25 protein-coding genes are annotated in these 21,336 nt (G+C 62.9%); 10 read left to right on the plus strand and 15 right to left on the minus strand.

Features of this window, described 5'->3' with window-relative positions; genetic code table 11:
* Positions 1-10: 10 nt before the first annotated feature.
* The 13 genes from ACO07D_RS17255 to ACO07D_RS17315 form a co-directional block, all read right to left on the minus strand.
* On the minus strand, positions 11-1,234 hold the full coding sequence (locus ACO07D_RS17255) for a cysteine desulfurase (RefSeq protein WP_421704167.1): 1,224 nt from the start codon (positions 1,232-1,234) through the stop codon (positions 11-13).
* A complete protein-coding gene (locus ACO07D_RS17260) occupies positions 1,231-1,848 on the minus strand; it encodes a YIP1 family protein (protein ID WP_421704168.1) in 618 nt (205 codons plus the stop codon). The genes ACO07D_RS17255 and ACO07D_RS17260 overlap by 4 nt, the downstream gene beginning before the upstream one ends.
* A complete protein-coding gene (locus ACO07D_RS17265) occupies positions 1,845-2,324 on the minus strand; it encodes a YIP1 family protein (protein ID WP_421704169.1) in 480 nt (159 codons plus the stop codon). Before ACO07D_RS17265 ends, ACO07D_RS17260 begins: the two co-directional genes overlap by 4 nt.
* A 15-nt stretch (positions 2,325-2,339) precedes the next feature.
* Positions 2,340-3,608: a Fe-S cluster assembly protein SufD gene (sufD, locus tag ACO07D_RS17270; protein WP_421704170.1), complete on the minus strand. Its 1,269-nt coding sequence runs from the start codon at positions 3,606-3,608 to the stop codon at positions 2,340-2,342.
* Positions 3,608-4,363 (minus strand): Fe-S cluster assembly ATPase SufC, encoded by a 756-nt coding sequence (sufC, locus tag ACO07D_RS17275; RefSeq protein WP_421704171.1) that lies wholly within the window; start codon positions 4,361-4,363, stop codon positions 3,608-3,610. Before sufC ends, sufD begins: the two co-directional genes overlap by 1 nt.
* 33 nt (positions 4,364-4,396) lie before the next feature.
* Positions 4,397-4,576, minus strand: coding sequence for a hypothetical protein (locus ACO07D_RS17280; RefSeq protein ID WP_421704172.1), 180 nt, complete (start codon positions 4,574-4,576; stop codon positions 4,397-4,399).
* Between the two features lie 3 nt (positions 4,577-4,579).
* A complete protein-coding gene (locus ACO07D_RS17285) occupies positions 4,580-4,891 on the minus strand; it encodes a heavy metal-binding domain-containing protein (protein ID WP_421704173.1) in 312 nt (103 codons plus the stop codon).
* A gap of 19 nt (positions 4,892-4,910) precedes the next feature.
* A complete protein-coding gene (locus ACO07D_RS17290; RefSeq protein WP_421704174.1) occupies positions 4,911-5,708 on the minus strand; it encodes a polysaccharide pyruvyl transferase family protein in 798 nt (265 codons plus the stop codon).
* Between the two features lie 12 nt (positions 5,709-5,720).
* Complete coding sequence (locus ACO07D_RS17295; RefSeq protein WP_421704175.1) at positions 5,721-5,924, minus strand: hypothetical protein; 204 nt, start codon at positions 5,922-5,924, stop codon at positions 5,721-5,723.
* 19 nt (positions 5,925-5,943) lie between these two features.
* On the minus strand, positions 5,944-6,159 hold the full coding sequence (locus ACO07D_RS17300) for a hypothetical protein (RefSeq protein WP_421704176.1): 216 nt from the start codon (positions 6,157-6,159) through the stop codon (positions 5,944-5,946).
* 104 nt (positions 6,160-6,263) lie between these two features.
* Entirely contained in the window at positions 6,264-7,787 is a 1,524-nt protein-coding gene (gene sufB, locus ACO07D_RS17305; RefSeq protein WP_421704177.1) for a Fe-S cluster assembly protein SufB, read from the minus strand.
* A 24-nt stretch (positions 7,788-7,811) separates the two neighbouring features.
* Positions 7,812-8,855, minus strand: a complete 1,044-nt coding sequence (locus ACO07D_RS17310; RefSeq protein WP_421705063.1) for a cysteine desulfurase family protein — start codon at positions 8,853-8,855, stop codon at positions 7,812-7,814.
* Positions 8,856-8,950: 95 nt separating this feature from the next.
* Positions 8,951-9,412: an Rrf2 family transcriptional regulator gene (locus ACO07D_RS17315; protein ID WP_421704178.1), complete on the minus strand. Its 462-nt coding sequence runs from the start codon at positions 9,410-9,412 to the stop codon at positions 8,951-8,953.
* A 172-nt stretch (positions 9,413-9,584) separates the two neighbouring features.
* Between ACO07D_RS17315 and ACO07D_RS17320 the strand changes: the two genes are divergently transcribed.
* From ACO07D_RS17320 to ACO07D_RS17345, 6 genes are all read left to right on the plus strand, one after another.
* Complete coding sequence (locus ACO07D_RS17320; RefSeq protein WP_421704179.1) at positions 9,585-10,238, plus strand: alpha/beta hydrolase; 654 nt, start codon at positions 9,585-9,587, stop codon at positions 10,236-10,238.
* A gap of 10 nt (positions 10,239-10,248) precedes the next feature.
* Positions 10,249-10,479: a hypothetical protein gene (locus ACO07D_RS17325; protein WP_421704180.1), complete on the plus strand. Its 231-nt coding sequence runs from the start codon at positions 10,249-10,251 to the stop codon at positions 10,477-10,479.
* A 3-nt stretch (positions 10,480-10,482) separates the two neighbouring features.
* Positions 10,483-10,908 carry a hypothetical protein gene (locus ACO07D_RS17330; RefSeq protein ID WP_421704181.1) on the plus strand — a complete coding sequence of 142 codons (426 nt, stop codon included), beginning with the start codon at positions 10,483-10,485 and terminating at the stop codon, positions 10,906-10,908.
* A complete protein-coding gene (locus tag ACO07D_RS17335; RefSeq protein ID WP_421704182.1) occupies positions 10,898-12,043 on the plus strand; it encodes an HD domain-containing protein in 1,146 nt (381 codons plus the stop codon). The genes ACO07D_RS17330 and ACO07D_RS17335 overlap by 11 nt, the downstream gene beginning before the upstream one ends.
* Positions 12,044-12,109: 66 nt before the next feature.
* Positions 12,110-12,817 carry a VIT1/CCC1 transporter family protein gene (locus tag ACO07D_RS17340; protein ID WP_421704183.1) on the plus strand — a complete coding sequence of 236 codons (708 nt, stop codon included), beginning with the start codon at positions 12,110-12,112 and terminating at the stop codon, positions 12,815-12,817.
* 2 nt (positions 12,818-12,819) lie between these two features.
* The gene (locus tag ACO07D_RS17345) at positions 12,820-13,398 is read left to right on the plus strand and encodes an exonuclease domain-containing protein (protein ID WP_421704184.1); all 579 of its coding nucleotides are present in this window, start codon (positions 12,820-12,822) and stop codon (positions 13,396-13,398) included.
* Positions 13,399-13,407: 9 nt separating this feature from the next.
* Here ACO07D_RS17345 and ACO07D_RS17350 read toward each other — a convergent pair whose 3' ends face one another.
* The gene (locus ACO07D_RS17350; protein WP_421704185.1) at positions 13,408-14,898 is read right to left on the minus strand and encodes a carboxypeptidase M32; all 1,491 of its coding nucleotides are present in this window, start codon (positions 14,896-14,898) and stop codon (positions 13,408-13,410) included.
* 4 nt (positions 14,899-14,902) lie between these two features.
* Positions 14,903-16,048, minus strand: coding sequence for a heme A synthase (ctaA, locus tag ACO07D_RS17355; RefSeq protein ID WP_421704186.1), 1,146 nt, complete (start codon positions 16,046-16,048; stop codon positions 14,903-14,905).
* A gap of 233 nt (positions 16,049-16,281) precedes the next feature.
* Here ctaA and gyrA point away from each other — a divergent pair, with 233 nt between their 5' ends.
* The 4 genes from gyrA to ACO07D_RS17375 all read left to right on the plus strand — a co-directional run bounded on the left by gyrA (position 16,282) and on the right by ACO07D_RS17375 (position 21,280).
* Positions 16,282-19,032 (plus strand): DNA gyrase subunit A, encoded by a 2,751-nt coding sequence (gyrA, locus tag ACO07D_RS17360; RefSeq protein ID WP_421704187.1) that lies wholly within the window; start codon positions 16,282-16,284, stop codon positions 19,030-19,032.
* On the plus strand, positions 19,022-19,429 hold the full coding sequence (locus ACO07D_RS17365) for a VOC family protein (protein WP_421704188.1): 408 nt from the start codon (positions 19,022-19,024) through the stop codon (positions 19,427-19,429). Before gyrA ends, ACO07D_RS17365 begins: the two co-directional genes overlap by 11 nt.
* Positions 19,430-19,566: 137 nt before the next feature.
* A complete protein-coding gene (locus tag ACO07D_RS17370) occupies positions 19,567-20,508 on the plus strand; it encodes a hypothetical protein (RefSeq protein ID WP_421704189.1) in 942 nt (313 codons plus the stop codon).
* Between the two features lie 235 nt (positions 20,509-20,743).
* Positions 20,744-21,280 carry a hypothetical protein gene (locus ACO07D_RS17375; RefSeq protein ID WP_421704190.1) on the plus strand — a complete coding sequence of 179 codons (537 nt, stop codon included), beginning with the start codon at positions 20,744-20,746 and terminating at the stop codon, positions 21,278-21,280.
* The last annotated feature ends 56 nt before the right edge of the window (positions 21,281-21,336 follow it).

Below are 21,336 nucleotides of genomic sequence, written 5' to 3' on the forward strand. Positions count from 1 at the left end.
CTTGGACCCGTCACGCCAGTAGCCGGTGGCACAGCTCCAGCCCCTCGACCAGCTTGTCCACTTCCGCCTTGGTGTTGTAGACGCCGAAGCTCGCCCGCGCGGTGGCGGCGACGCCCAGATGCTCCATCAACGGCTGGGCGCAGTGGTGACCGGCGCGCACCGCGATGCCCTTCTTGTCGAGAATCGTGGACAGGTCATGCGCATGGGCTGCGCCATCCATGGTGATCGAGAATATGGCAGCTTTTCCAGCGGCTTGCCCCTGGACATTTACCCAGTTGAGCCCGGCGAACCTTTCCGTCGCATAGGCGGCCAGACCTGCCTCATGCGCCGCGACATTTTCCATGCCCAGCTCCATCAGGTACTCCAGCGCCGCACCCAGGCCGATGGTCTGCACGATGCCCGGCGTGCCCGCCTCGAACTTCAGGGGCGCGTCATTGTAGGTGATCACGTCCTTCGAGACTTCGCGGATCATGTCGCCGCCACCGATGAAGGGTTGCATCTCGGCCGCGCGCTCGGCCCGGACATAGATCGCACCCGACCCGGACGGGCCATAGAGCTTGTGGCCCGTAATGGCGTAGAAATCGCAGCCAATGTCCTGCACATCCACCGGCATGTGCACAGCACCTTGCGAGCCATCGACCAGCGTCGCGACACCCTTTTCGCGCGCGCCCGCGCAAATGGCTTTCACATCAACAACGGTCCCCAACACATTGGAACACTGGGTAATTGCGACGAGTTTTGTATTGGGACCAATGGCGTCCAGAACCTTCTGCGGGTCCAGCGAACCATCCAGTTCGGGATCGACCCATTTCAACACCACGCCCTGGCGTTCGCGCAGGAAATGCCATGGCACGATGTTGGCGTGATGCTCCATGGTGGACAGCACGATCTCATCCCCGGCCCGCAGGCGCGGAGCGGCCCAGGCGTAGGAGACCATGTTGATCCCTTCGGTGGTGCCGGAGTTCAGGATGATCTCGTCCTCGGACCCTGCGTTCAGGAACCTAGCAATGGTGCCACGCACGGCTTCATACTTTTCGGTCGCCAGATTCGAGAGGAAATGCAAACCCCTGTGAACATTGGCATATTCCTCGGCATAGCCACGATTGACCGCGTCGATCACCGCCTGCGGCTTCTGCGCCGAAGCCCCATTGTCGAGGTAGCACAGCGGCTGCCCGTTCACCTCACGCGACAGGATCGGGAAATCGGCGCGGATGGCATCCACATCATAGGTCATTGAACGGGTCCAATCATGTTGGGGTCAGGGGCAAAGCCCAACAGGGCCAGGAGGATTGTGGCCACTACGGTCAGCACAAAGGAAGCGGCAAAGATCGTGGCGATCATGCCCAGGGCCACCAGGCCGGGAGAGCGGAAGCCATGCAGCTCGGTCACGAACATGACCAGGATCCAGAATATCCCGATGACCCCTGCCAGCATCAGAAGGACCGACATGGCAGGGGCGAACAGGCCCAGAACCACCGCCGTGACATTGACCAGCAGTTGCAGCGCGGTGACCCAGACCATTGTGACCAGGGTGTCCTCGAACCTGCCGGTGCCGCCAAAGGCGCGCCCGACGCGGTCGATCAGGAACACGAACATCAACGTGGCCACCGCGTTGATCCCACCGAAAACAAGGGCCGCGCTGGAGGGGGCCGTGGGCGCGCCCTCCTCAACCGGGGTCGTGCCGATCATCACGATGGATACCATCGTCATCAGCACCAGGAGCAGCGCCAGCATGTGCCACAGCGCCCGGCGCGAGAAGTCTTCCGCGAATAGGTCGCGCGCCACCTTGCGCGGCTCGGGCACGCTTTGCAGCGCGAGGCCCAGCAGGTATCCGGCCTCCCACCTCATGGGTATTCCGCCTCGCGCCAGTTGATCGACCAGAAGGCCAGGAAACCGGCCAGGGCAATCAGCCCCGTCACCGACAGTGCCGGACCGGGGCCGATGAACCCGGCGACCAACCCGTTCAGCAGCCACAGGGGCGCCGCGCAGAGCAGTGCCCAGAAAAGCGCAAATCGCGCGCGATAGGCGTTGCCACGCCCGCCGAAGACCCGCGCGATGAGATGGCTGAGCGTGCCAAGCGCATAGAGCACCAATGGCATGATGAAAACCCAGGCCAGCAGCGTGGCCCCGATCAGCATCTGCACATCCTCGCCCTGCAGGAACGCCTCACGCGAGAGGCGCGGCCATTGCGCAACAAAGATGATGACGCAAGCGCCCATCAGCACCGCGATGGCGCGGTCCTCACGCGTTTCACCGCCGACACGGCGACGAAACATGGCGCGCGGGCGGCGATAGCTGCCCAGGATATCCATGACAATCGACATGAGACCCCTTTTGGATCAGCTGCGATGGCGCTGCAACCAGGCATCCAGTCGCGCCGTGATGTCCTCAGCGATCTCCTCGTTCTCGATCTCTTCGATGGCGTCGGCCAGGAAGGCCAGCACCAGAAGGTCGGTCGCCAGGATCTCGGGCACACCGCGCGACCGCAGGTAGAAAAGCGCCTCTTCGTCGATCGCACCGGAGGTGGAGCCGTGCGAACAGGCCACGTCATCGGCGTAGATCTCAAGCTCCGGCTTGGCGTAGAACTGCGCGTCCTCGTCCAGTAGAAGCGATTGCGACTTCTGGTAGCCATCGGTCTTCTGTGCACCCGCCTTGACCAGGATCTTGCCCTGGAACACGCCGGTCGCACCGTTGCGCAGCACTTTCTTGAACACCTGGCGGCTTTCGCAATTCACCGCGTCATGGGTGATGAAAACCGTGTCATCGTGGTGGAAATCACCGTCGCCCATGGCGGCACCGGCCACATGGGCCTGGGCATCGTCGCCGGTGAACTCGATCACGCATTCATTGCGGGTCAGGCGCCCGTTCACGGTCATGGTAAAGCTCTTGAACGTGCTTTCCTTGCCCAAACGCGCGAAGCAATGGGTCACGGCACGGCGTTCATGATCGCGGCCCTGCGCACGCACGTGGTGGAAGGCGGCGCCATCGCCGACCTCGACCTCCATCACCTTGTTGAACCGCGCCGCAGCGGGGCCGTTCTCGAGCAGGGTCAGGTCGGCACCCGGTTCCAGCTTGATGACGTGGTGCAGGATCGCGTCTGACGCGGTGTCCTCGTGGCGGTAGATCAGCGAGACGGGTTTCGCCGCCTCACCGGTCACCCGGATCAGCACACCGTCGGTGGCATAGGCGGTGTTCAGCGTCGCCAGCTGGCGCAGCACAGGATCCTGACCACGGGTTTCCAGCACGCCGTAGACGTCCTTGGCCCAGTGGATGTCGGCCTGCCCGGCGTCGGCCAGACGCTCGATCTCGACCCCCGCCAGCTCCAGCGGGTCAGAGGCCTCGGCGTCGAAGACACCGTCGACAAAGACGATCTTCAGCCGGTCGATGGCGTCATACAGCGGCAGTTCCTCGCCGTGATCAAAGATGGCGGCCGGCGTGGCCTCATCGGCGATCAGCGTGTCCGGACGGGTGTATTTCCAATACTCGTCGCGGCGGCCGGGCATGCCGGCGGCGGAAAGGCGCGCGCGCGCATCCTCGCGCGCGGTCTTGGCCCAGGCGCCCGAGGCGGGCAGCGAACGGGTCGTGGAGGCAGTGTCAGGCAGTCCCATCAGGCCCGCTCCGCCAGGATATCGGCATAGCCGTTGTGTTCGACTTCCAGCGCCAGCTCGGGCCCGCCCGATTTCACGATGCGGCCGTTCGCCATGATATGCACCACGTCCGGTTTGATATGGTCCAGCAGGCGCTGGTAGTGTGTGATGACCAGGAAGCTGCGACCCGCGTCACGCAGGGCATTCACGCCCTCGGACACCAGTTTCATCGCGTCCACGTCGAGACCGGAGTCAGTCTCGTCCAGGATGCACATCTTGGGCTCCAGCATGGCCATTTGCAGGATCTCGTTGCGCTTTTTCTCGCCACCCGAGAAGCCGACGTTCACCGGGCGTTTCAACATGTCGGCGTCGATCTTCAGATCCTTCGCCTTGGCGCGGATGAATTTCAGGAATTCGGCGGCGGACATTTCTTCCTCGCCACGCGCCTTGCGCTGCGCGTTCACGGCGGTGCGCAGGAAGGTCATGTTGCCCACGCCGGGGATTTCGACCGGGTATTGGAAGGCCAGGAACAGACCGGCGGCGGCGCGCTCTTCCGGTTCCAGCTCCAGCAGGTCCTCGCCGTCCAGGGAGGCTTCGCCACCCATGACCTCATAACCGTCGCGGCCCGACAGCACATAGGACAGCGTCGATTTGCCCGAGCCGTTCGGCCCCATGATCGCATGCACGGCGCCCGCGGGAACTTCCAGGTCGACGCCTTTGAGGATCTGCTTGTCCTCTTCTTCAAGTTTGACCTGCAGGTTGTTGATTTTCAGCATTTTACTTCCTCTCATCACCCGGTGAAGGGTGGTTCATTTCTTCAGTACCAGACGGGCAAACAGGGTGCCCAGACTGCCGGAGACAAAGCTTGTCACCAGGATTTGTTGTGTGCTCAGCATCGGGGCGACCCGGCTGATCGTGAAGGCGAAGACGGCGCAGAAGAGGCCGGTCAACACCGCGGATTTCAGGGCGACGGTCCAGGTGGCGCCCATGGGTCAGCGCACCGTGACCGCTGTGCCGGAGGCCGAAACCATCAGCATGTTGTTGATCACCTCATAGTCCAGATCGACGCCGACGACCGCATTCGCGCCCTTTTCGGCCGCGCGTTCTTCAAGCTCTTGCAGCGCCACCTCGCGGGCCTTGCCCAGCTCCTGTTCATAGGCGCCCGACCGACCGCCGACGATATCGGTGATCGCGGCGAAGACGTCGCGGAAAACGTTGGCGCCCAGGATCGCCTCGCCCACGACGATGCCGTGGTACCGGGCGATCAACTGCCCTTCGACGGAGGGTGTGGTGGTAATGATCATCGGTCGTCTCTCCTCTGGATCACTGCGCGGGTACGGATGGGCGCAGCGCGGCGGGGAAATGGGTCATCAGGTCGTGCTTGGCCTTGTCGATCCCGTCCATGTAGGCCAACGGCCCGTCCGGCAGGCTCGGCAGCGCCTTGCGGATGTCCTCATGGCGCATCGGCAGGCCCAAGGGCCGGGCAATCGAGGCGGCGTAATCGTAGTATTTCAGCCGCCCGTGGCTCATCGGGTCGAGCCAGGTGTTCTGAACGCCGTAGGCATCCGCAACGATCAGCCCGTGCAGGCTGGAGGAAATCACATGACGGCAGGCGCCGATGGCGCGGCAGACCTCTTCGGGCCCCTTACGCACGTCGATATATTCGATGGACGGCTCGTCGTTGATCAGCGCGGCAATCTCGGGGTGGCCCAGCTGCGAATGATGCAGCAGAAGCCCGGTACGGTCATGGCGTTCCACCGGTCCCAGCGCGTCCGCCGTCAGCAGACCCGGATCGCCATACAGCTCCGTGTCCAACCCCAGCAGCGACGCCGTGATCGGCCCGCGCACCATGGCCACGTCCACATGCTCCAGGAAAGCGGTGCGAATGGGCGACATCATGCCCGAGCCCCAAATCACCGGACGGTGTTTCGGGTGATCCGGCTTGCCATAGACCCGCCGCGCGATTTGCAGGATCGAGCCAAGCGCGAACATCTCCGCCTCACGCGGCCCGGCGTGCACCACCGGACGCCCGGCGGCGTGTTGGGTGACGATCTGCGACAGCGCATCGCCGAAATTGGGCTTGGCCGCCCACCAGAACAGTTTGAGGGGAGTGTCACTCATACGCGCGGCCCTTTATCGAAACCGATCCATCAGGCGCAGGATGCCACGCCCGACCAGCCAGCCCAGGATCGCGCCCGCAGGCAGCCAGATCATCGGGTTGTAGAGCTTCATCGGGTTGAGGTTGACCCAGATCACGGCAATGCCGCCGCCAATCGCCGGCATGACGAAGGGGATCGCGCTTTCGATCTTGTCGAGGATACTGGCAGTCTTTCCCATGCTTACTCTCTCGATCCGTTCACGTTTCACGACCGGACGGTGCGCGTCGCAGCGCCTCCATCTGGCGTTGTTTCTCAGCTTCCCGGGCGTTGCGTGCTTCCCGCGCCATCTCTTCCTGCCTTCTGACCATCTTGCGCGCCAAAGACGTACCAACAAGGCCGGAAACGACCATGCCCAACACTCCGCCAATCAGGATTGCCAAAAGCACGGACAGGTTTGGGAAGAATACCGACACTCCCCAAACCGCCCCCGCGGTCGCTGCAAGGAACGAGGCCGCAACCCCGATCTGCAGAACCGCCGGAGACCGATTGTTGGAGGGGGTGTACCCGGTATGCATCTTTACCCCACCGAGCCTTCCAGCGAGATTGCCACAAGCTGCTGTGCTTCCATGGCGAACTCCATAGGCAGCGCTTGCAGCACCTCCTTGGCGAAGCCGTTGACGATCAGCGCCACTGCCTCTTCCTCGTCCATGCCGCGCTGGCGGCAGTAGAACATCTGGTCCTCGTCCACCTTCGAGGTCGTCGCCTCATGCTCCACCCGGGACGAGTTGTTCTTGACCTCGATGTAAGGCACCGTATGCGCCCCGCAGGTGTCGCCGATCAGAAGGCTGTCGCACTGCGTGTAGTTACGCGAGTTCTTCGCCTTCGGGTGCATAGACACCAACCCGCGATAGACGTTCTGCGACTTGCCGGCCGAAATCCCCTTGGACACGATGCGCGATTTCGAATTCGCACCCAGGTGCACCATCTTGGTGCCGGTATCGGCCTGCTGGAAATTGTTGGTGATGGCGATCGAGTAGAACTCGCCCTGGCTTTCCGCGCCGCGCAGGATGCAGGACGGGTATTTCCAGGTCACGGCGGAGCCGGTCTCCACCTGGGTCCACATCACCTTGGACCGGTCGCCACGGCAATCCGCGCGTTTGGTCACGAAGTTGTAAATGCCACCCTTGCCGTTCTCGTCACCCGGGTACCAGTTCTGCACCGTGGAGTATTTCACCTCGGCGTCTTCCTCGACGATGATCTCGACCACGGCGGCATGCAGCTGCGCAGTGTCGCGCTGGGGCGCGGTGCAGCCTTCCAGGTAGGACACGTACGAGCCCTTGTCGGCAATGATCAGCGTGCGTTCGAACTGGCCGGTGTTTTCCGCGTTGATGCGGAAATAGGTCGACAGTTCCATCGGGCAACGGGTGTTCGGCGGGATATAGACGAAAGAGCCGTCCGAAAACACAGCCGAGTTCAGCGTGGCATAGTAGTTGTCGCTGACCGGCACGACAGAGCCCAGGTATTTCTTCACCAGTTCCGGGTGTTCCCGGATCGCTTCGGAGATCGAGCAGAAGATCACCCCGGCCTTTTTCAGCTCGGCCTGGAAGGTGGTGCCCACGGACACAGAGTCGAACACCGCGTCCACCGCGACCTTGCGGCCTTCGGCGGGCGCATCCTCGGCGCCCTCGACGCCGGCCAGGATCATCTGTTCCTTCAGCGGAATGCCCAGTTTCTGGTAGGTTTCCAGCAGCTTGGGATCCACGTCATCGAGCGACTTGGGCTTTTCTTCCATGCTCTTGGGCCGGGCATAGTAATACTGATCCTGGAAGTCGATTTCCGGGTAGTTCAGCATCGCCCAGGTGGGCTCTTCCTTCTGTTCCCAGCGCTCGAGGGCGTCCAGACGCCATTGGGTCATCCACTCAGGTTCGTCGTTCTTGTCCGAGATCAGGCGCACGATATCAGCGTTCACGCCCTTGGGGGCGTATTCCATCTCGATCTCGGTTTCCCAACCGTATTTGTACTTGCCTGCCAGGGATTTGACGGCTTCGACGGTCTCTTCCTCGACGCCTTCCTTGACGATCACTTCATCCAAACCGGCCATGTTCTTCCTTTCACCGCGCGGGCCTTACCGGCCCCGTGCGCGGAATTTGTCATGTTCCCGGATCCACGCCTCGCTAAAGCGCTTCACCTCATCTTCCGTTGTCGTCGGGCCCAACGAGACGCGCACGGCTGACGCCGCCTCGACCTCGTCGAACCCCATGGCCCGCAGCACCCGCGAGGGTTTCACCTTGCCGCTGGAACAGGCGGACCCTGCCGAGATGGCAAAGCCCGCCAAATCCATCACCATCACCTGCGTCTCACCTTTCCAGCCCGGAGTGATGAAACAGGAGGTGTTGGGAAGCCTGTTCGCGTCTTTCCCGACAAAAATAGTCTCTTTGCAGGATTCGGCAATGGTCTTTTCTAGAATCTTTCTAAGTTCTGCAACTCGTTCGCATTCGCGATTGTCCACCGCGCGCGCCGCCGCCTCGGCTGCCGCGCCGAAGCCCGCGATGCCAATCACGTTCTCGGTGCCGGAGCGGCGGCCCATCTCCTGCCCGCCGCCCTTGATGCGCGCCTCGACATCGGTGCCGCGTTTCATCACCAGGGCACCCACGCCCTTCGGCCCGCCCAGCTTATGGGCCGAGATCATCGCCATGGTCGCGCCCGACCAGTTGAAAGCAAAGGGCACCTTGCCGAAGCTCTGCGTGGCGTCGACCAGGAACAGCCCGTCCGGCAGGTCCTGCAGGATACCCGTCTCGCTATTGGCCGATTGCAGCGCGGTACGGGCGGGGTCATCCACCGCGACCGCACCATCGGGCGCAACGCCCAGCGAAGCCTCGCACCAGGACAGCACCGCATCATGCTCCAGGTCCGAACAGGCAATGCCCCGCCCGGCCAGAGCCAGCGCCGCCGCTTCCGTGGCCGAGGAGGTAAAGACCACATCCGCCCCATCCGCGCCAAATGCCGCTGCCACCTGCTTGCGCGCTTTCTGTACCAGCCCCAGGGCCGCGCGCCCCTCGGCATGGACCGACGAGGGGTTTCCCACCACGTCCATGGCGGCGACCATGGCCTCGCGCGCCTCTGCTCGCAGCGGCGTGGTGGCATTCCAATCAAGATAGACGCGGCCCAAGGCGCTCTTCCCTTTCATCTTTCCAGAAATATCCCGGGGGGTCCGGGGGGCTGGCCCCCCGGCCGGTCGGACGGCGCTCCGCGCCGTTCGAAAACTCAGTCGTCATCCACCACGTGAAACAGGGTCGGCACCGCCGGGCACGGGGTCAGCTCGTTCTTCACCACATCCGACAGGCGGGTCTGGTGCAGGAAGACATAGACATGGGCCGACAGCCCCTCCCAAAGCCGGTTGGTCATGCTCTGCGCCCGCGAGCCGGAGCTGGCACCCGAAGCCCCTGCCCCCTTGTGCATCGCGCTGACGGTCTCATCCACCGCGCCCAGGATCTCGGCCACACGAATGTCGGACGCGGGCTTGGCCAGGCGATAGCCGCCGCCCGGGCCCCTCACCGATTCCACCAGCTCGGCCCGGCGCAGCTTGACGAAAAGCTGCTCCAGATAGGGCAGCGAAATGTCCTGCCGCTTGCTCAGCTCTGTCAGCGACATCAGCTCGCCCGCGGGCTGCATCGCCAGATCGGCCAGCGCCACCATGGCATAACGCCCTTTTGTCGACAGCTTCATGGTGAAATCTCCCTGCATAGACGTTGACGAATGGCCCGTCGGCATTTACCTCAGAGGGGATGCGCAAGCCCCGGTTCACAAACCCGGAATTCGCGACCCTATTATGGTGCCCAAGGGTTTTCGTCAAGAAAACCGGGTGCGACAGAGAGACCGCAGAACAGATCGAGGACACATGCCCGAAGTGATTTTTCCCGGCCCCGAGGGCCGGCTGGAAGGCCGTTATCATCCGCAGAAGGAAAAAGACGCCCCGATCGCCATCGTCCTGCACCCGCATCCGCAGTTCGGCGGGACGATGAACAACAAGGTCGTCTACAACCTGCATTACGCCTTCCACAAGATGGGCTTTACCGTGCTCAGGTTCAATTTCCGCGGCGTGGGCCGAAGCCAGGGCGAATATGACCAGGGCGTGGGCGAGCTGTCCGATGCGGCCTCCGCACTGGATTACCTGCAGTCGATGAACCAGAACGCCAAGCATTGCTGGGTCGCGGGTTTCTCCTTCGGGGCCTGGATCGGCATGCAGCTTCTGATGCGTCGCCCGGAGATCACCGGGTTCATTTCCGTGTCACCGCCGGCCAACATGTATGACTTCTCGTTCCTGGCGCCCTGCCCCAGCTCGGGTCTGATCATCAACGGCACCAATGACCGCGTGGCCCCGCCCGCCGACACCCATGCGCTGGTTGACAAGCTGCATGAGCAGAAGGGCATCACCATCACCCATACCGAGGTCGAAGGTGCTGGCCACTTCTTTGAAAACGACCACATGGACACGATGATCACCAGCGTGGACGAATATGTGCGTCGTCGCCTGACCGAAACCACGCGCTGAGGGGCGAACCATGGACCTGCTGGAACAAGTCGCCGACAAGCTGGCCCAAGACGCGCTGGAAGCGGTGCGCGTGACCGGGGATGAGGACATCATCACCCAGGTGATGAAATCCGTGGGCTCGTCTTCCACAACGCTGGAAGAAGCCTTCATGACCGCCGTGCGCATTCGCCGTGCCGAGGCCCGCGGCCGCGCCCTGCTGGACGATCTGGTGCGGGTGCGCGCCGAAAAGGCACAGGGCTAGCCCATGCATCGAGGGCTGGGCGCGGCGCTGATGCTGATCGTGCCCGCCCTGGGAATCGCGTGCCTTCTCCGGCTCGGCCACCTGTCCTGGCTTTCGTGTTTTTCCCCGGGGCGTGCAGACACGTTCGTCCTCTCCGAAGAGCTGTTCATCTTTGCCTTCTGCACCCTTCCCTGGCTCCCCTTCGCGCTGATCCACCTGTTAGCCAGAAACGACAGAGCCCGGTTGTGGAATCTGATCACTTCGCTCGCCATGGTCGCAATCATGCTCAATGGGCTCCTGCCCGTGGACAGCCAGCACCACTGCGATAGAAACGGCGCTAGCGCCGGGTTTCTGATCCTTGGTGCCATCCCTTTTGCGGCTTTCCTGGCCGTGCTCACGCAACTCATTCGCCTCGCCCTTAATGCCGGAAAGCCCGCACATGACATCTGACCGCCTCACCGCCCAGCTTGCCTTCCTGACCGAGGCCGACCGGCTGAAACAGGTGACCCGCTCCAACGTTCTGATGGACGGGTCGCGCCACGAAAACTCGGCGGAACATTCCTGGCACCTGGCGCTGATGGCCCTGACCATGGCTGATCACGCGCCCAAGGTGGATATCACCCGCGTGTTGACCATGTGCCTGCTGCATGATCTGGTCGAGATTGACGCGGGCGATCATCCCATTCACGAGGACCACGACGCCGACGAGGTTGCGCGCAATGAACAGCGCGCCGCCGACCGGCTGTTCGGCATGCTGCCGGACGACCAGGGTGCCCATCTGCGGGCAATCTGGGAGGAGTTTGAGGCCGTCGCCTCGCCCGAGGCCGCCTATGCCAAGCGCGTGGATTTCATCCAGCCGGTGTTCCAGGTGCTCTTGTCCACCGGCGCGCCGGACTGGCATTTCGACGTGGCGCGCGACAATCTGAAAAACGGGCGCACCGCGCCGATGGCGGAAACCTGGCCGGAGCTGCATGGGCTTGCCACGCGGCTTCTGGACGCTCCGGAAGAAATCCCCGGCGAGTTGCAATTCATCGCTGAAGCCGACCGGCTGAAATCCGTCATCCGCGCGACACCGATCCTGTCGGGTGGGCGGCGCGAAAACTCGGCCGAGCACAGCTGGCACCTGATGCTGTTTGCCCTGGTGCTGGCGGAGCAGGCCGCGCCCGGCGTGGACGTGACCCGCGTCATGATCATGCTGCTGCTCCATGATCTGGTTGAGATCGACGCAGGTGACGTGCCCGTGCATGGCAATGTGGATCACGCCGCCATTGCCGCGCAGGAACAGGTAGCAGCGGATCGGATATTCGGCCTACTGCCCGGCGAAAAGCGCAATAATTTCCGTGCGATTTGGGAGGAATTCGAAGCCGGTGAGAGCCCCGACGCGGTGTTTGCCAAGTCTTTGGATCGGGTGCAGCCGGTGATGGCAAATCTGGTCGATGGCGGCGGGTCGTGGATCGAATACAGTGTGACCCGCGAACAGCTCGAAACCCGTGTGGGCGTCAAGGTCAAGCGCGGCGCACCTGAGGTGTGGGAGGCACTGCGTCCGCAGATTGACGCCTGGTTCAGCAAACACGCTGCGACCTGATACCGGCTTGGCCCGCGCGCCCCGGCCCCCTAGGTTGGAGACAGCCAGCGAAAAGGACAGCCAGCGATGAGAACGCTCGATGGGCGGTTTCGTGATTACCTGAAACAGATCACCTATGGGGGCAATGACGGTATTGTCACCACCTTTGCCATCGTCGCTGGGTTCGCGGGGGCCGAGGCGCAGGGCGTCGTCGGTCTGGGCGCGCTGGCGGTGCTGATCTTCGGCCTTGCCAACCTCACCGCCGATGCGGTCAGCATGGGGATGGGGGAGTTCCTGTCGGGCCGGTCGGCCACCGAGCTGTTTCGCGCCCGTCATACCCAGGTGGTCGAGCGGGTCTCCCAGGATCCGGGGGCGGCTGCGGAACGTATGGCCGAGCATCTGGTCACCCAAGGCCTGGCCCGCGAAGATGCCCGCCACACCGCCGATCACCTGGCCACCAGCCCCACCCTGATGGCCGACCTGGTGCTGCGCTATGACTACGGGATGGAGGCGCCGGACTGCCACAATCTGCGCGCCCGTGCCTTCGTGACCTTCCTGGCCTTCGTGGTCTTCGGCGCCATTCCCCTGGCCCCATTCGTGTTGCTGGCCGAAGGGTCCGGGCGGTTCGGCTGGTCGGTCGCCGCGACCACGTTGGCCCTTGTTCTGCTAGGCCTTCTGCGCACGGCAGCCACCGGCGAGCGCGCCCTGCGTGCGGTGATGGAAACCGTTCTGGTCGGCGGGCTCTGCGCCGTGGTCGCCTACCTGGCCGGGCTTTTCGTCGCGGGGCTGGGCTGACGATGGACCTGCCTGAAGGCCCCTTTCGCTTCATTGCGCTGGATGTCGAGACCGCCAGCCGCGCAGCGGGCAGCATCTGCCAGATCGGCCTGGGCTGCGTGCGCCCGGATGGAGGAATCGAGACATTCGCGACCTATGTGGATCCCGAACAGCCTTTCGCCGCTTTCAACATCGAGCTGCACGGCATTGGCCCGGACACGGTCGCAGGCGCCCCGACTTTCCCGGAGGCCTGGGAAGCGCTCTTCGACCTGCTCAACCGTCACCACCTGGTGCAACACAGCGCCTTTGACCAGAAGGCGATCGAGGCCGCGTGCCGGGCCCATGGCCTGGAGCGGCCGGAACTCAGCTGGTCCGACAGCGTCAAGATTGCGCGACGCGCCTGGCCCGAGTTCAAGGGAAACGGCGGCCACGGACTGGGTCACCTGAAGAAGGCGCTGGGGCTGAGGTTCCGCCACCACGACGCAGGCGAAGACGCCCGCGCCGCGGCCCAGGTCGTGCTGCAGGCCGAGGAGAGGTTGGGTCAGGCGTTCCATCAGATCGCCGTGACCCGCTACAAATCTCAGATCAAGCTGCCGCTGTAAGGCACTGTTTTACAGGCGATAAATCGCACCGAACTTGGCTTCGAGGTAGTCCAGCAGCGGTTCGACTGAAACCTGCTTGCCGGTCGCCTGTTCAATCACCTGCTTGGGCTCATAAAGCCCACCGTGGCGCTGAACCTTGTCAGAGAGCCAGGTGGTGACCGCAGCAGCCTCGCCCGCGACGAGCTTGTCGTCCAGGTCCGGCATGTCCGCGCGCAGCGCCTCGTTCAGACAGCCGGCATAGACATTGCCCAGGCTGTAGGTCGGGAAGTACCCGATCAGCCCCACCGACCAATGCACGTCCTGCAAGCAGCCGTTCGAAGGCTTGTCCACTGCCACACCGAAATCGGCTTCAAACCGGGTGTTCCAGGCCTCTTCCAGATCAGCCACGGCCAGGTCACCTGACAGCATCTGCCGCTCCAGGTCAAACCGCAGCATGACATGCAGGTTGTACTGCACTTCGTCCGCCTCGGTGCGGATGTAACCCGGGTGCAGCTTGTTGACCGCGCCGAAGAAATCCTGCGAGTCGGCGACCGACAGCGGCCCAAAGACCTCGGTCATGCGCCCGTGCAGCCAGCCGGTAAAGGCGGCGGAGCGGCCAAGCTGGTTCTCATAGATCCGGCTCTGGCTTTCATGCACGCCCATCGACACGCCCTGCCCCAGCGGGCTCATCAGATAGGCGCGGTCGATGTTCTGTTCGTAACAGGCGTGGCCGACCTCATGGATCGTCGAATAGAAGCAGTTGAACGGGTCGTCTTCCGAGGTGCGCGTGGTGATGCGCACATCGAGGCCCGAGCCCGAGGAAAACGGATGCACCGCCTTGTCGAGCCGCCCGTGGGACATGTCATAGCCGAAGGCCCGGGCCAGCTCACGCGCCAGCCGCATCTGTTTCTGCGGGTCGAACTGGCCGGTCAGGGTTTCGGGCTGGTGTGCAGCCCCCATGCAGGCATCGCGCAGGGCCACGAGGCGCGGGCGCAGGGCGTCGAACATGGCTTGCAGCTCGGCCCCGGTGGCGCCGGGTTCATAATCGTCCAAGAGCGCGTCATAGAGGTCACCGCCATCGGCCAGCGCCTCTGCCTCTTCGCGTTTCAGACTCAGGATGTTCTCCAGCACCGGTTTGAACGCCTGGAAATCATCCGCTGCGCGGGCCTCGGCCCATTGACCTTGCGCTTCCGAGGTCACGCGGGCCAGCTCTCCGGCCAGGGCGGCAGGGATGCGGGTCTTGCGCTCGAACGACCGGCGGATGTGGCGCAGGTGGGCCCGTCCAACCTGATCCAGCGTGGATTCGTCGATGGCCGCCAGCCACTCGCCAACCCGCGGATCGGTGCGCCGGGCGTGGATGACATGTTCCAGCGCGCCCATTTCCTCAGCCCGCTGTGGCGCGGCGCCACGTGGCATCATGGTTTCCTGGTCCCAGCCCAGCCGCCCGGCGATCTGCGCCAGGGCCTGGGTCTCGCGATCATGGGCAATCAGCGCCTCATAGGCGTTGGACACATCTTTCATCAGATCAGCCTCTTACACTTTGTTCGGCCGGGTAACCGGCCTGAAAACGGGCGCGCAACACCAGCACGAACGCCAGGATCGCGCCGACCTGGTGGGTGATGGCGGCATGCAGTTGCGCGGCGGTCAGCAGGGTTGCGATGCCCAGCACCACCTGCGTCAGCAACATGACCATCGCCAGCGCCATCGCCTGACGGGTCATCGCATGGGGCGAACGGCGCGAGATGTTCCAGACCACCACGGCGAAGATCACGCACAGGTAGCCGACGATGCGGTGGATGAACTGCACCAGCCCGGCGTTCTCGAAGAAATTGCGCCAGAGCGGTTCGTAATCGAAGGCGTGCGGCGGGAAGAACTGCCCGCCCATCAGCGGCCATTCCGCATAGCTGCGCCCGGCGTCGTTCCCGGCCACCAGCGCGCCCAGCAGGATTTGCAGCGCGACCAGGTGCAGAAGCCCGGTTGACAAGCCGAAGAGGCGCTTTTCACGGGCCCGACGCGCGGTCATCAGAGTTGGCTCATCGCGACCCAGTAGCAGAATATACCAGGTAATGAGACCAAGGATCAGGAAGGCCAGCCCCAGATGCGTGGCCAGCCGGTAGGAGGCAACATCCACCATCTCGCCCGTCAGGCCCGAGGAGACCATCCACCAGCCGATCGCCCCCTGCGCGCCGCCAAGCGCACCCAACAGCAACAGGCGCGAGGTCCAGCCGGAGGGAATGCGTTTCGTCACCAGGAAGCCGACGAAGCCCAGGGCCCAGACCAGCCCCACGAAGCGGCCCAGCTGCCGGTGGCCCCATTCCCACCAATAGATCGTCTTGAAACCTTCCAGCGTCATGTCACTATTCTGCAGCTCGAATTCGGGGATCGCCTTGTATTTCTCGAACTCCGCCGTCCAGGCGGCTTCCCCCATCGGCGGCAGCGCGCCGGAGATCACGTTCCATTCGGTGATCGACAGGCCCGAGTCCGTCAGCCGGGTCAACCCGCCCACCACGACCATGGCGGCCACCAGTGTAAAGAGCACCATCAACCAGAGCCGGATCGCCCCGCGTCCGCGCCCGCCGCCTCCGCCCCGGGCGATGCCTCCGGTTTCGGCGGCCAGCCGTGTGCCGGCCTCATCGCTGACTTCCTCGAAAATGCTGCGGTTTCCTGCCATGGGAGCCTCTTTCTGATGCGCCTTTCGGTACGGCGCAGATCATCGTTCAGATGGCCCCGGGGGACAAGCCAAGAAACGCCCGATCCGGCATTTGCGTTAGCGTGCAAAAATTGCCGCCAAAAAGGCGCCGAAAATCGCCCTCCCTCAGCCTCTTGTGGTTGCCCCTGCCGACAGGCGGATGATATAGTGTCCCGAATGACAAGAAGACGCGCGACAGATCAGAGGCGGACATTGTGAGCGACACTCCCGACACCCCTGAAAATGAAGACGAAATGATGCCGGAACGCCCCACTTGGGACGGCCCGCATATCGCCATCGAGGAGGAGATGAAAAGCTCCTACCTGGACTATGCGATGAGCGTCATCGTCTCCCGGGCCATTCCCGACCTGCGCGACGGGCTGAAACCGGTGCATCGGCGCATTCTTTATGCAATGCAACAGGGTGGCTATACCCATGACAAACCCTACCGCAAATCGGCGAAATCGGTCGGCGACGTGATGGGTTCGTTCCACCCCCATGGGGACAGCGCGATCTATGACGCGCTGGTGCGCATGGCGCAGGATTTCTCCATGTCGCTGATGCTGATCGACGGTCAGGGCAACTTCGGCTCGATGGACGGCGACAACCCGGCGGCCATGCGATACACCGAAAGCCGCCTGGCCAAGGCCAGCCAGATGCTGCTGACCGACCTGGACAAGGGCACGGTCGACTTCCAGGACAACTATGACGGCAAGGAACAGGAACCCACTGTTCTTCCTGCGAAATTCCCCAACATGCTGGTCAATGGCGCAGGCGGTATTGCCGTCGGCATGGCCACCAACATCCCGCCGCACAACCTGGGCGAAGTCGTGGACGCGACGCTGGCGATGATCGAGGAGCCAGATATCTCGGACGAGCGGTTGATGGAGATCATCCCGGCCCCCGATTTCCCCACCGGCGGCATCATTCTGGGCCGTGGCGGTGCGCGCAAGGCCTATCTGGAAGGGCGCGGCAGCGTCATCATCCGCGCCAAGACCCGTGTGGAAGAGATCCGCAAGGACCGCTATGCCATCGTGCTGGATGAGATCCCTTATCAGGTCAACAAGGCCTCGATGATCGAAAAGATCGCCGAGCTGGTACGCGAGAAGAAGCTCGAAGGCATCTCCGGCATTGCTGACGAATCCGACCGCGTCGGCGTACGCGTGGTGATCGAGCTGAAACGCGACGCGACCGCCGAGGTCGTGTTGAACCAGCTGTTCCGTTTTACGCAGATGCAGACCTCCTTCGGCTGCAACATGCTGGCGCTGAACGGCGGTCGGCCCGAGCAGCTGACCTTGCGCGATTTCCTGAGCCATTTCATCACCTTCCGCGAGGAAGTTATCACGCGCCGCACCGCGTTCGAACTGCGCAAGGCGCGTGAACGCAGCCATATCCTCTGCGGTCTGGCCGTGGCCGTATCGAATGTGGATGAGGTTGTTGCGACCATTCGCAGCTCTGCCGATCCGGCGGATGCACGCCAGAAGCTGATGGAACGCCGCTGGCCCGCCCATGACATCGCCGAATATATCCAGCTGATTGACGATCCGACCCACAAGATGAACGAGGACGGGACCTATAACCTGTCCGAAACCCAGGCGCGTGCCATCCTGGAGCTGCGTCTGCAGCGTCTGACCGCGATGGGGGTCAAGGAAGTCACCGACGAACTTCAAGAGCTTGCCGCAAAGATCCGGGATTACTTGGATATTCTGCGGTCGCGTGAACGCATCCTGGCGATCATTTCGGGTGAGTTGACCGAGGTGCGCGACGCCTTCGCCGTGCCGCGTCGCACCGAGATCGTCGACTGGTCCGGCGACATGGACGACGAGGACCTGATCGAGCGCGAGGATATGGTCGTGACCATTACCGCCTCCGGTTGGGCCAAGCGCACCCCGCTGGCCGACTTCCGTGCGCAGAAACGCGGTGGCAAGGGGCTGTCGGGTATGCAGACCAAGGACGAGGACGCGATCACCACGCTCTTCGTGGCCAATACGCACACGCAGCTTCTGTTCTTCACCGATGACGGCATGGCCTACAAGCTGAAGACCTGGCGCCTGCCCCAGGGTGGCCGCACCGCCAAGGGCAAGCCGCTGGTCAACATCCTGCCGATCCCGACCGGCGTCTCCATCGCCGCGATCCTGCCGGTGGACCGGGACGAGAAGGAATGGGACGACCTGCAGATCATCTTTGCCACGTCGAAAGGCTCGGTCCGTCGCAACCGCCTGTCCGATTTCACCAATGTGAAATCGAACGGCAAGATCGCGATGAAGTTCGAGGGCGACGACGAGGGCACCCGCCTGATCAACGCCCGCATCTGCGACGAGGGCGACGATGTGATGCTGGTCACCTCCTCGGGTCGCGCGATCCGCTTCCCGGTGACTGACGTTCGCGTGTTCAACTCGCGCAGCTCGACCGGTGTGCGTGGCATTCGCCTGGTCAATGACGGGGATGAGGTCGTCTCGGCCTCGGTCATTCGCCATTTCGAGGCCGATCCCTCCGAACGTGCCGCCTATCTGAAGATGCGCCGCCAACTGGCCGGTGCGGATGACGAAGGTGCCGAGGACGAGATCGACGGCGACATCAGCCAGGAACGTTTCGAGGAAATGCAGGCCGCCGAAGAGCTGATCCTGACCATTACCGAGGGCGGCGTCGGCAAGACCTCGTCCAGCCACGACTACCCGGTGCGCGGACGTGGCGGCCAGGGCGTCACCGCAATGGAGAAAACCATGCGCGGCGGTCCGATCGTGGCCTGCTTCCCGATCGACATCGCCGATCAGATCATGCTGGCGACCTCCAGGGGTCAGTCGATCCGCTGTCCGGTGGACGGCATCTCGTTCCGTTCGCGCGGGGCTGGCGGCGTCAAGGTGTTCAACACCGACAAGGGCGAAAGCGTCGTGTCGGTCGCGCGCATTGCCGAGCAGAATGACGATGAAGGCGAAGAAAACGAAAGCCAGGGCGGTGACGAATAGACTCGCCCTGGTCACCTATCTGACCGACGACTACGACCGCGCGATTACCTGGTTTTGCGATGCGCTTGGGTTTGTCCTGCTGGAAGACACGGACATGGGGGGTGGCAAGCGCTGGGTGCGCATGGCGCCTCACAAGGATGCCGAAACCGCTTTTCTGATCGCGCATGCTGTGGGGGATCAGGTGGAAGTCATCGGAAGGCAGGCAGGCGGACGTGTGGGCCATTTCCTGTTTACTGATGATTTCGCCGCGCAACAGGCCCGGATGCAGGCCGCGGGCGTCAAGTTCCGCGAGGCCCCGCGCCACGAACCCTATGGCACAGTTGCGGTCTTTGAAGACCTGCACGGCGCGCCTTGGGATCTGATCCAGCCCGCCCAGATTGATGAGACAACAAAATAATCCACCCAAGCACGATTTCCGTAGCCTCTACGCCGCGGTGTTCATGTTTTTCACGCCATAGACAGTCGGAAACTTAGGGCTTCCAGTGGTGGGAATGTAGGCTATGTCCATCCATTCTTATCAGATAGGAGGACGCCATGCAGACCAGGATCTCCCTGATTGCCCTGCTTTCCGCCGCCGTTTTTGCAACATCGGCCGGGGCGGAAAGTGTCAGTTCCGGCGGTCTGCCGGACTATGCAAACCTTCGGTTCAACTATGTCAAACAGGGCAGTTTCGACCTTCTCAACCTCGGCGGCGCGGCTGATTTTCGGGCAGGCCCTTTGCAGTTCACGATTGACGGTCAGACCTATTCGTTCGACGGCGGCAACGACGTCCACGCCTTGACCGCCAAGGCCGCCTATGGGTTCGCAGACGGGTTCGCAGCATACCTCCAGGCGACCTATCTTGAGCTCAACAGCTTTGATGAAACCATTTTTGGCATCGGCGCCGATTATCAAAATGAGGTCTTCGGTGCCGGATTGCAGTATCAGTCCTTCCGCAACAATGATTTCTTCCACCTTACGGGCTATTACAGGTTCAATCCGAAGTTCCAGCAAGGGGGCACCACGGCCCTGGCCGCAGTTTCGTTCCTGGAGGATGAGGAGGTTTTCACCCTGGGGGCCGACCACCGAAACGAGCGGTTTCGCCTGACCGGCTTCACCGCGCTGTCCAGCGACTCGTTTCAGGATTTTACCGCACTGGGTGGGCACTACTATGTCACCCCGCAGCTCGGTGTCGGCGCCAATGTCGTGACCTTCAACGATGCCCTGTTTGACGACGGTATATACAGCCTGGACGTCGGGTATCGGTTTATCGACAATGTCACCCTGTCCGCATTCTATGCTTCGGAGTTCGGGAACAGCTTCGGGAATACCGATTTTTTCGGAATTAACCTGACTTGGGAACTGGGCCGCGACCGGGCCCGTGTCTTTGATCGCGTCGACATGTACCTGCGTGATGCCGTTGGTCCGATTGGCACACTCCGGGCGCGTGATGCCTTTACCCAAGTGACCGGACCAGGGAGGTTCGGCCTGTTCTGACAGAGGGGGTCGCGGAAATACAGGCCCCGCCGCGCCCGAGGTCCGGCGGGGATGTCCCCTGCAGTACCGGAAACAGAGCCGAACAAAACAGCCGATTGCACCTGTTGCCCCAACAATAACCCAGCCATTGACCCAATTTCGCCCGATTTGCCCGTATCCTGCCTTCTAGCTTAACGCGAGATGAACGCTATCGAAGGCCTCGGCGGATGCAAGGATCGGGGCGGAGGGCAAGGGTATGACACGCGCAGAACATTTCTGCATTACCCCGGCAGGGCACCGGGCGCTACGGCTGGTGCTGCTGGCCTGGTTCACCGGAGTCACGGCCCAGGCACTGCCCTGGCCACAGGGTCAGGTGCTGGCTCAGCTGCTCTTTCCCGGCGACCTTGGCTTTTTCGGCTTCAATGCAACGGTCTTTGCCCTGGCCTGGGCGATGAGCCTGGGGCCCGACCTGCGCCTGCCCGCGCTGTATCTCAGCCTGATCGTGGCTTGGGCAGCCGTGCTGTCCAAGATCTCGGGCGCACCGGTCACACCACAGGCCTATTGGCGCGATGTGGCACTGCTGGCCGGGCTGTTGTTGACCCAACTGCCGGTCAAGCGGCCCATCTCCACGGATCCGACAGAGCCTGATTGCCGCCCCCGCCTGGTGCACCATGGCGGTGAGGTCATCCACCTGCACCCCTCCGGCGCCTGCGATGCCACGGGCCGCGCCGCCTTTGCCGAAAGCCCGGATGATATGGCCAGCAGCTTTGCCCGCGCGTTGGAGGCAAAATGACGATTGCAGGTTGAGTTGAAACCTTCTAGGCAGCTTAAAAGCCTAGAGGATTTCAG

It is taken from the genome of Aliiroseovarius sp., assembly GCF_965228805.1.
In the GTDB taxonomy this organism is placed as follows: domain Bacteria; phylum Pseudomonadota; class Alphaproteobacteria; order Rhodobacterales; family Rhodobacteraceae; genus JASBTN01.

Coding starts and splice junctions, on each gene's coding strand:
- ACO07D_RS17340 (WP_421704183.1), top strand. CDS start 12,110: ATGAGAACGCTCGATGGGCGGTTTCGTGATTACCTGAAACAGATCACC.
- ACO07D_RS17280 (WP_421704172.1), bottom strand. CDS start 4,576: ATGGGCGCCACCTGGACCGTCGCCCTGAAATCCGCGGTGTTGACCGGC.
- ACO07D_RS17260 (WP_421704168.1), bottom strand. CDS start 1,848: ATGAGGTGGGAGGCCGGATACCTGCTGGGCCTCGCGCTGCAAAGCGTG.
- ctaA (WP_421704186.1), bottom strand. CDS start 16,048: ATGGCAGGAAACCGCAGCATTTTCGAGGAAGTCAGCGATGAGGCCGGC.
- ACO07D_RS17325 (WP_421704180.1), top strand. CDS start 10,249: ATGGACCTGCTGGAACAAGTCGCCGACAAGCTGGCCCAAGACGCGCTG.
- ACO07D_RS17345 (WP_421704184.1), top strand. CDS start 12,820: ATGGACCTGCCTGAAGGCCCCTTTCGCTTCATTGCGCTGGATGTCGAG.
- ACO07D_RS17290 (WP_421704174.1), bottom strand. CDS start 5,708: ATGAGTGACACTCCCCTCAAACTGTTCTGGTGGGCGGCCAAGCCCAAT.
- ACO07D_RS17370 (WP_421704189.1), top strand. CDS start 19,567: ATGCAGACCAGGATCTCCCTGATTGCCCTGCTTTCCGCCGCCGTTTTT.
- ACO07D_RS17295 (WP_421704175.1), bottom strand. CDS start 5,924: ATGGGAAAGACTGCCAGTATCCTCGACAAGATCGAAAGCGCGATCCCC.
- ACO07D_RS17335 (WP_421704182.1), top strand. CDS start 10,898: ATGACATCTGACCGCCTCACCGCCCAGCTTGCCTTCCTGACCGAGGCC.
- ACO07D_RS17265 (WP_421704169.1), bottom strand. CDS start 2,324: ATGTCGATTGTCATGGATATCCTGGGCAGCTATCGCCGCCCGCGCGCC.
- ACO07D_RS17350 (WP_421704185.1), bottom strand. CDS start 14,898: ATGAAAGATGTGTCCAACGCCTATGAGGCGCTGATTGCCCATGATCGC.
- sufD (WP_421704170.1), bottom strand. CDS start 3,608: ATGGGACTGCCTGACACTGCCTCCACGACCCGTTCGCTGCCCGCCTCG.
- ACO07D_RS17285 (WP_421704173.1), bottom strand. CDS start 4,891: ATGATCATTACCACCACACCCTCCGTCGAAGGGCAGTTGATCGCCCGG.
- sufB (WP_421704177.1), bottom strand. CDS start 7,787: ATGGCCGGTTTGGATGAAGTGATCGTCAAGGAAGGCGTCGAGGAAGAG.
- ACO07D_RS17255 (WP_421704167.1), bottom strand. CDS start 1,234: ATGACCTATGATGTGGATGCCATCCGCGCCGATTTCCCGATCCTGTCG.
- ACO07D_RS17330 (WP_421704181.1), top strand. CDS start 10,483: ATGCATCGAGGGCTGGGCGCGGCGCTGATGCTGATCGTGCCCGCCCTG.
- ACO07D_RS17320 (WP_421704179.1), top strand. CDS start 9,585: ATGCCCGAAGTGATTTTTCCCGGCCCCGAGGGCCGGCTGGAAGGCCGT.
- sufC (WP_421704171.1), bottom strand. CDS start 4,363: ATGCTGAAAATCAACAACCTGCAGGTCAAACTTGAAGAAGAGGACAAG.
- ACO07D_RS17375 (WP_421704190.1), top strand. CDS start 20,744: ATGACACGCGCAGAACATTTCTGCATTACCCCGGCAGGGCACCGGGCG.
- ACO07D_RS17315 (WP_421704178.1), bottom strand. CDS start 9,412: ATGAAGCTGTCGACAAAAGGGCGTTATGCCATGGTGGCGCTGGCCGAT.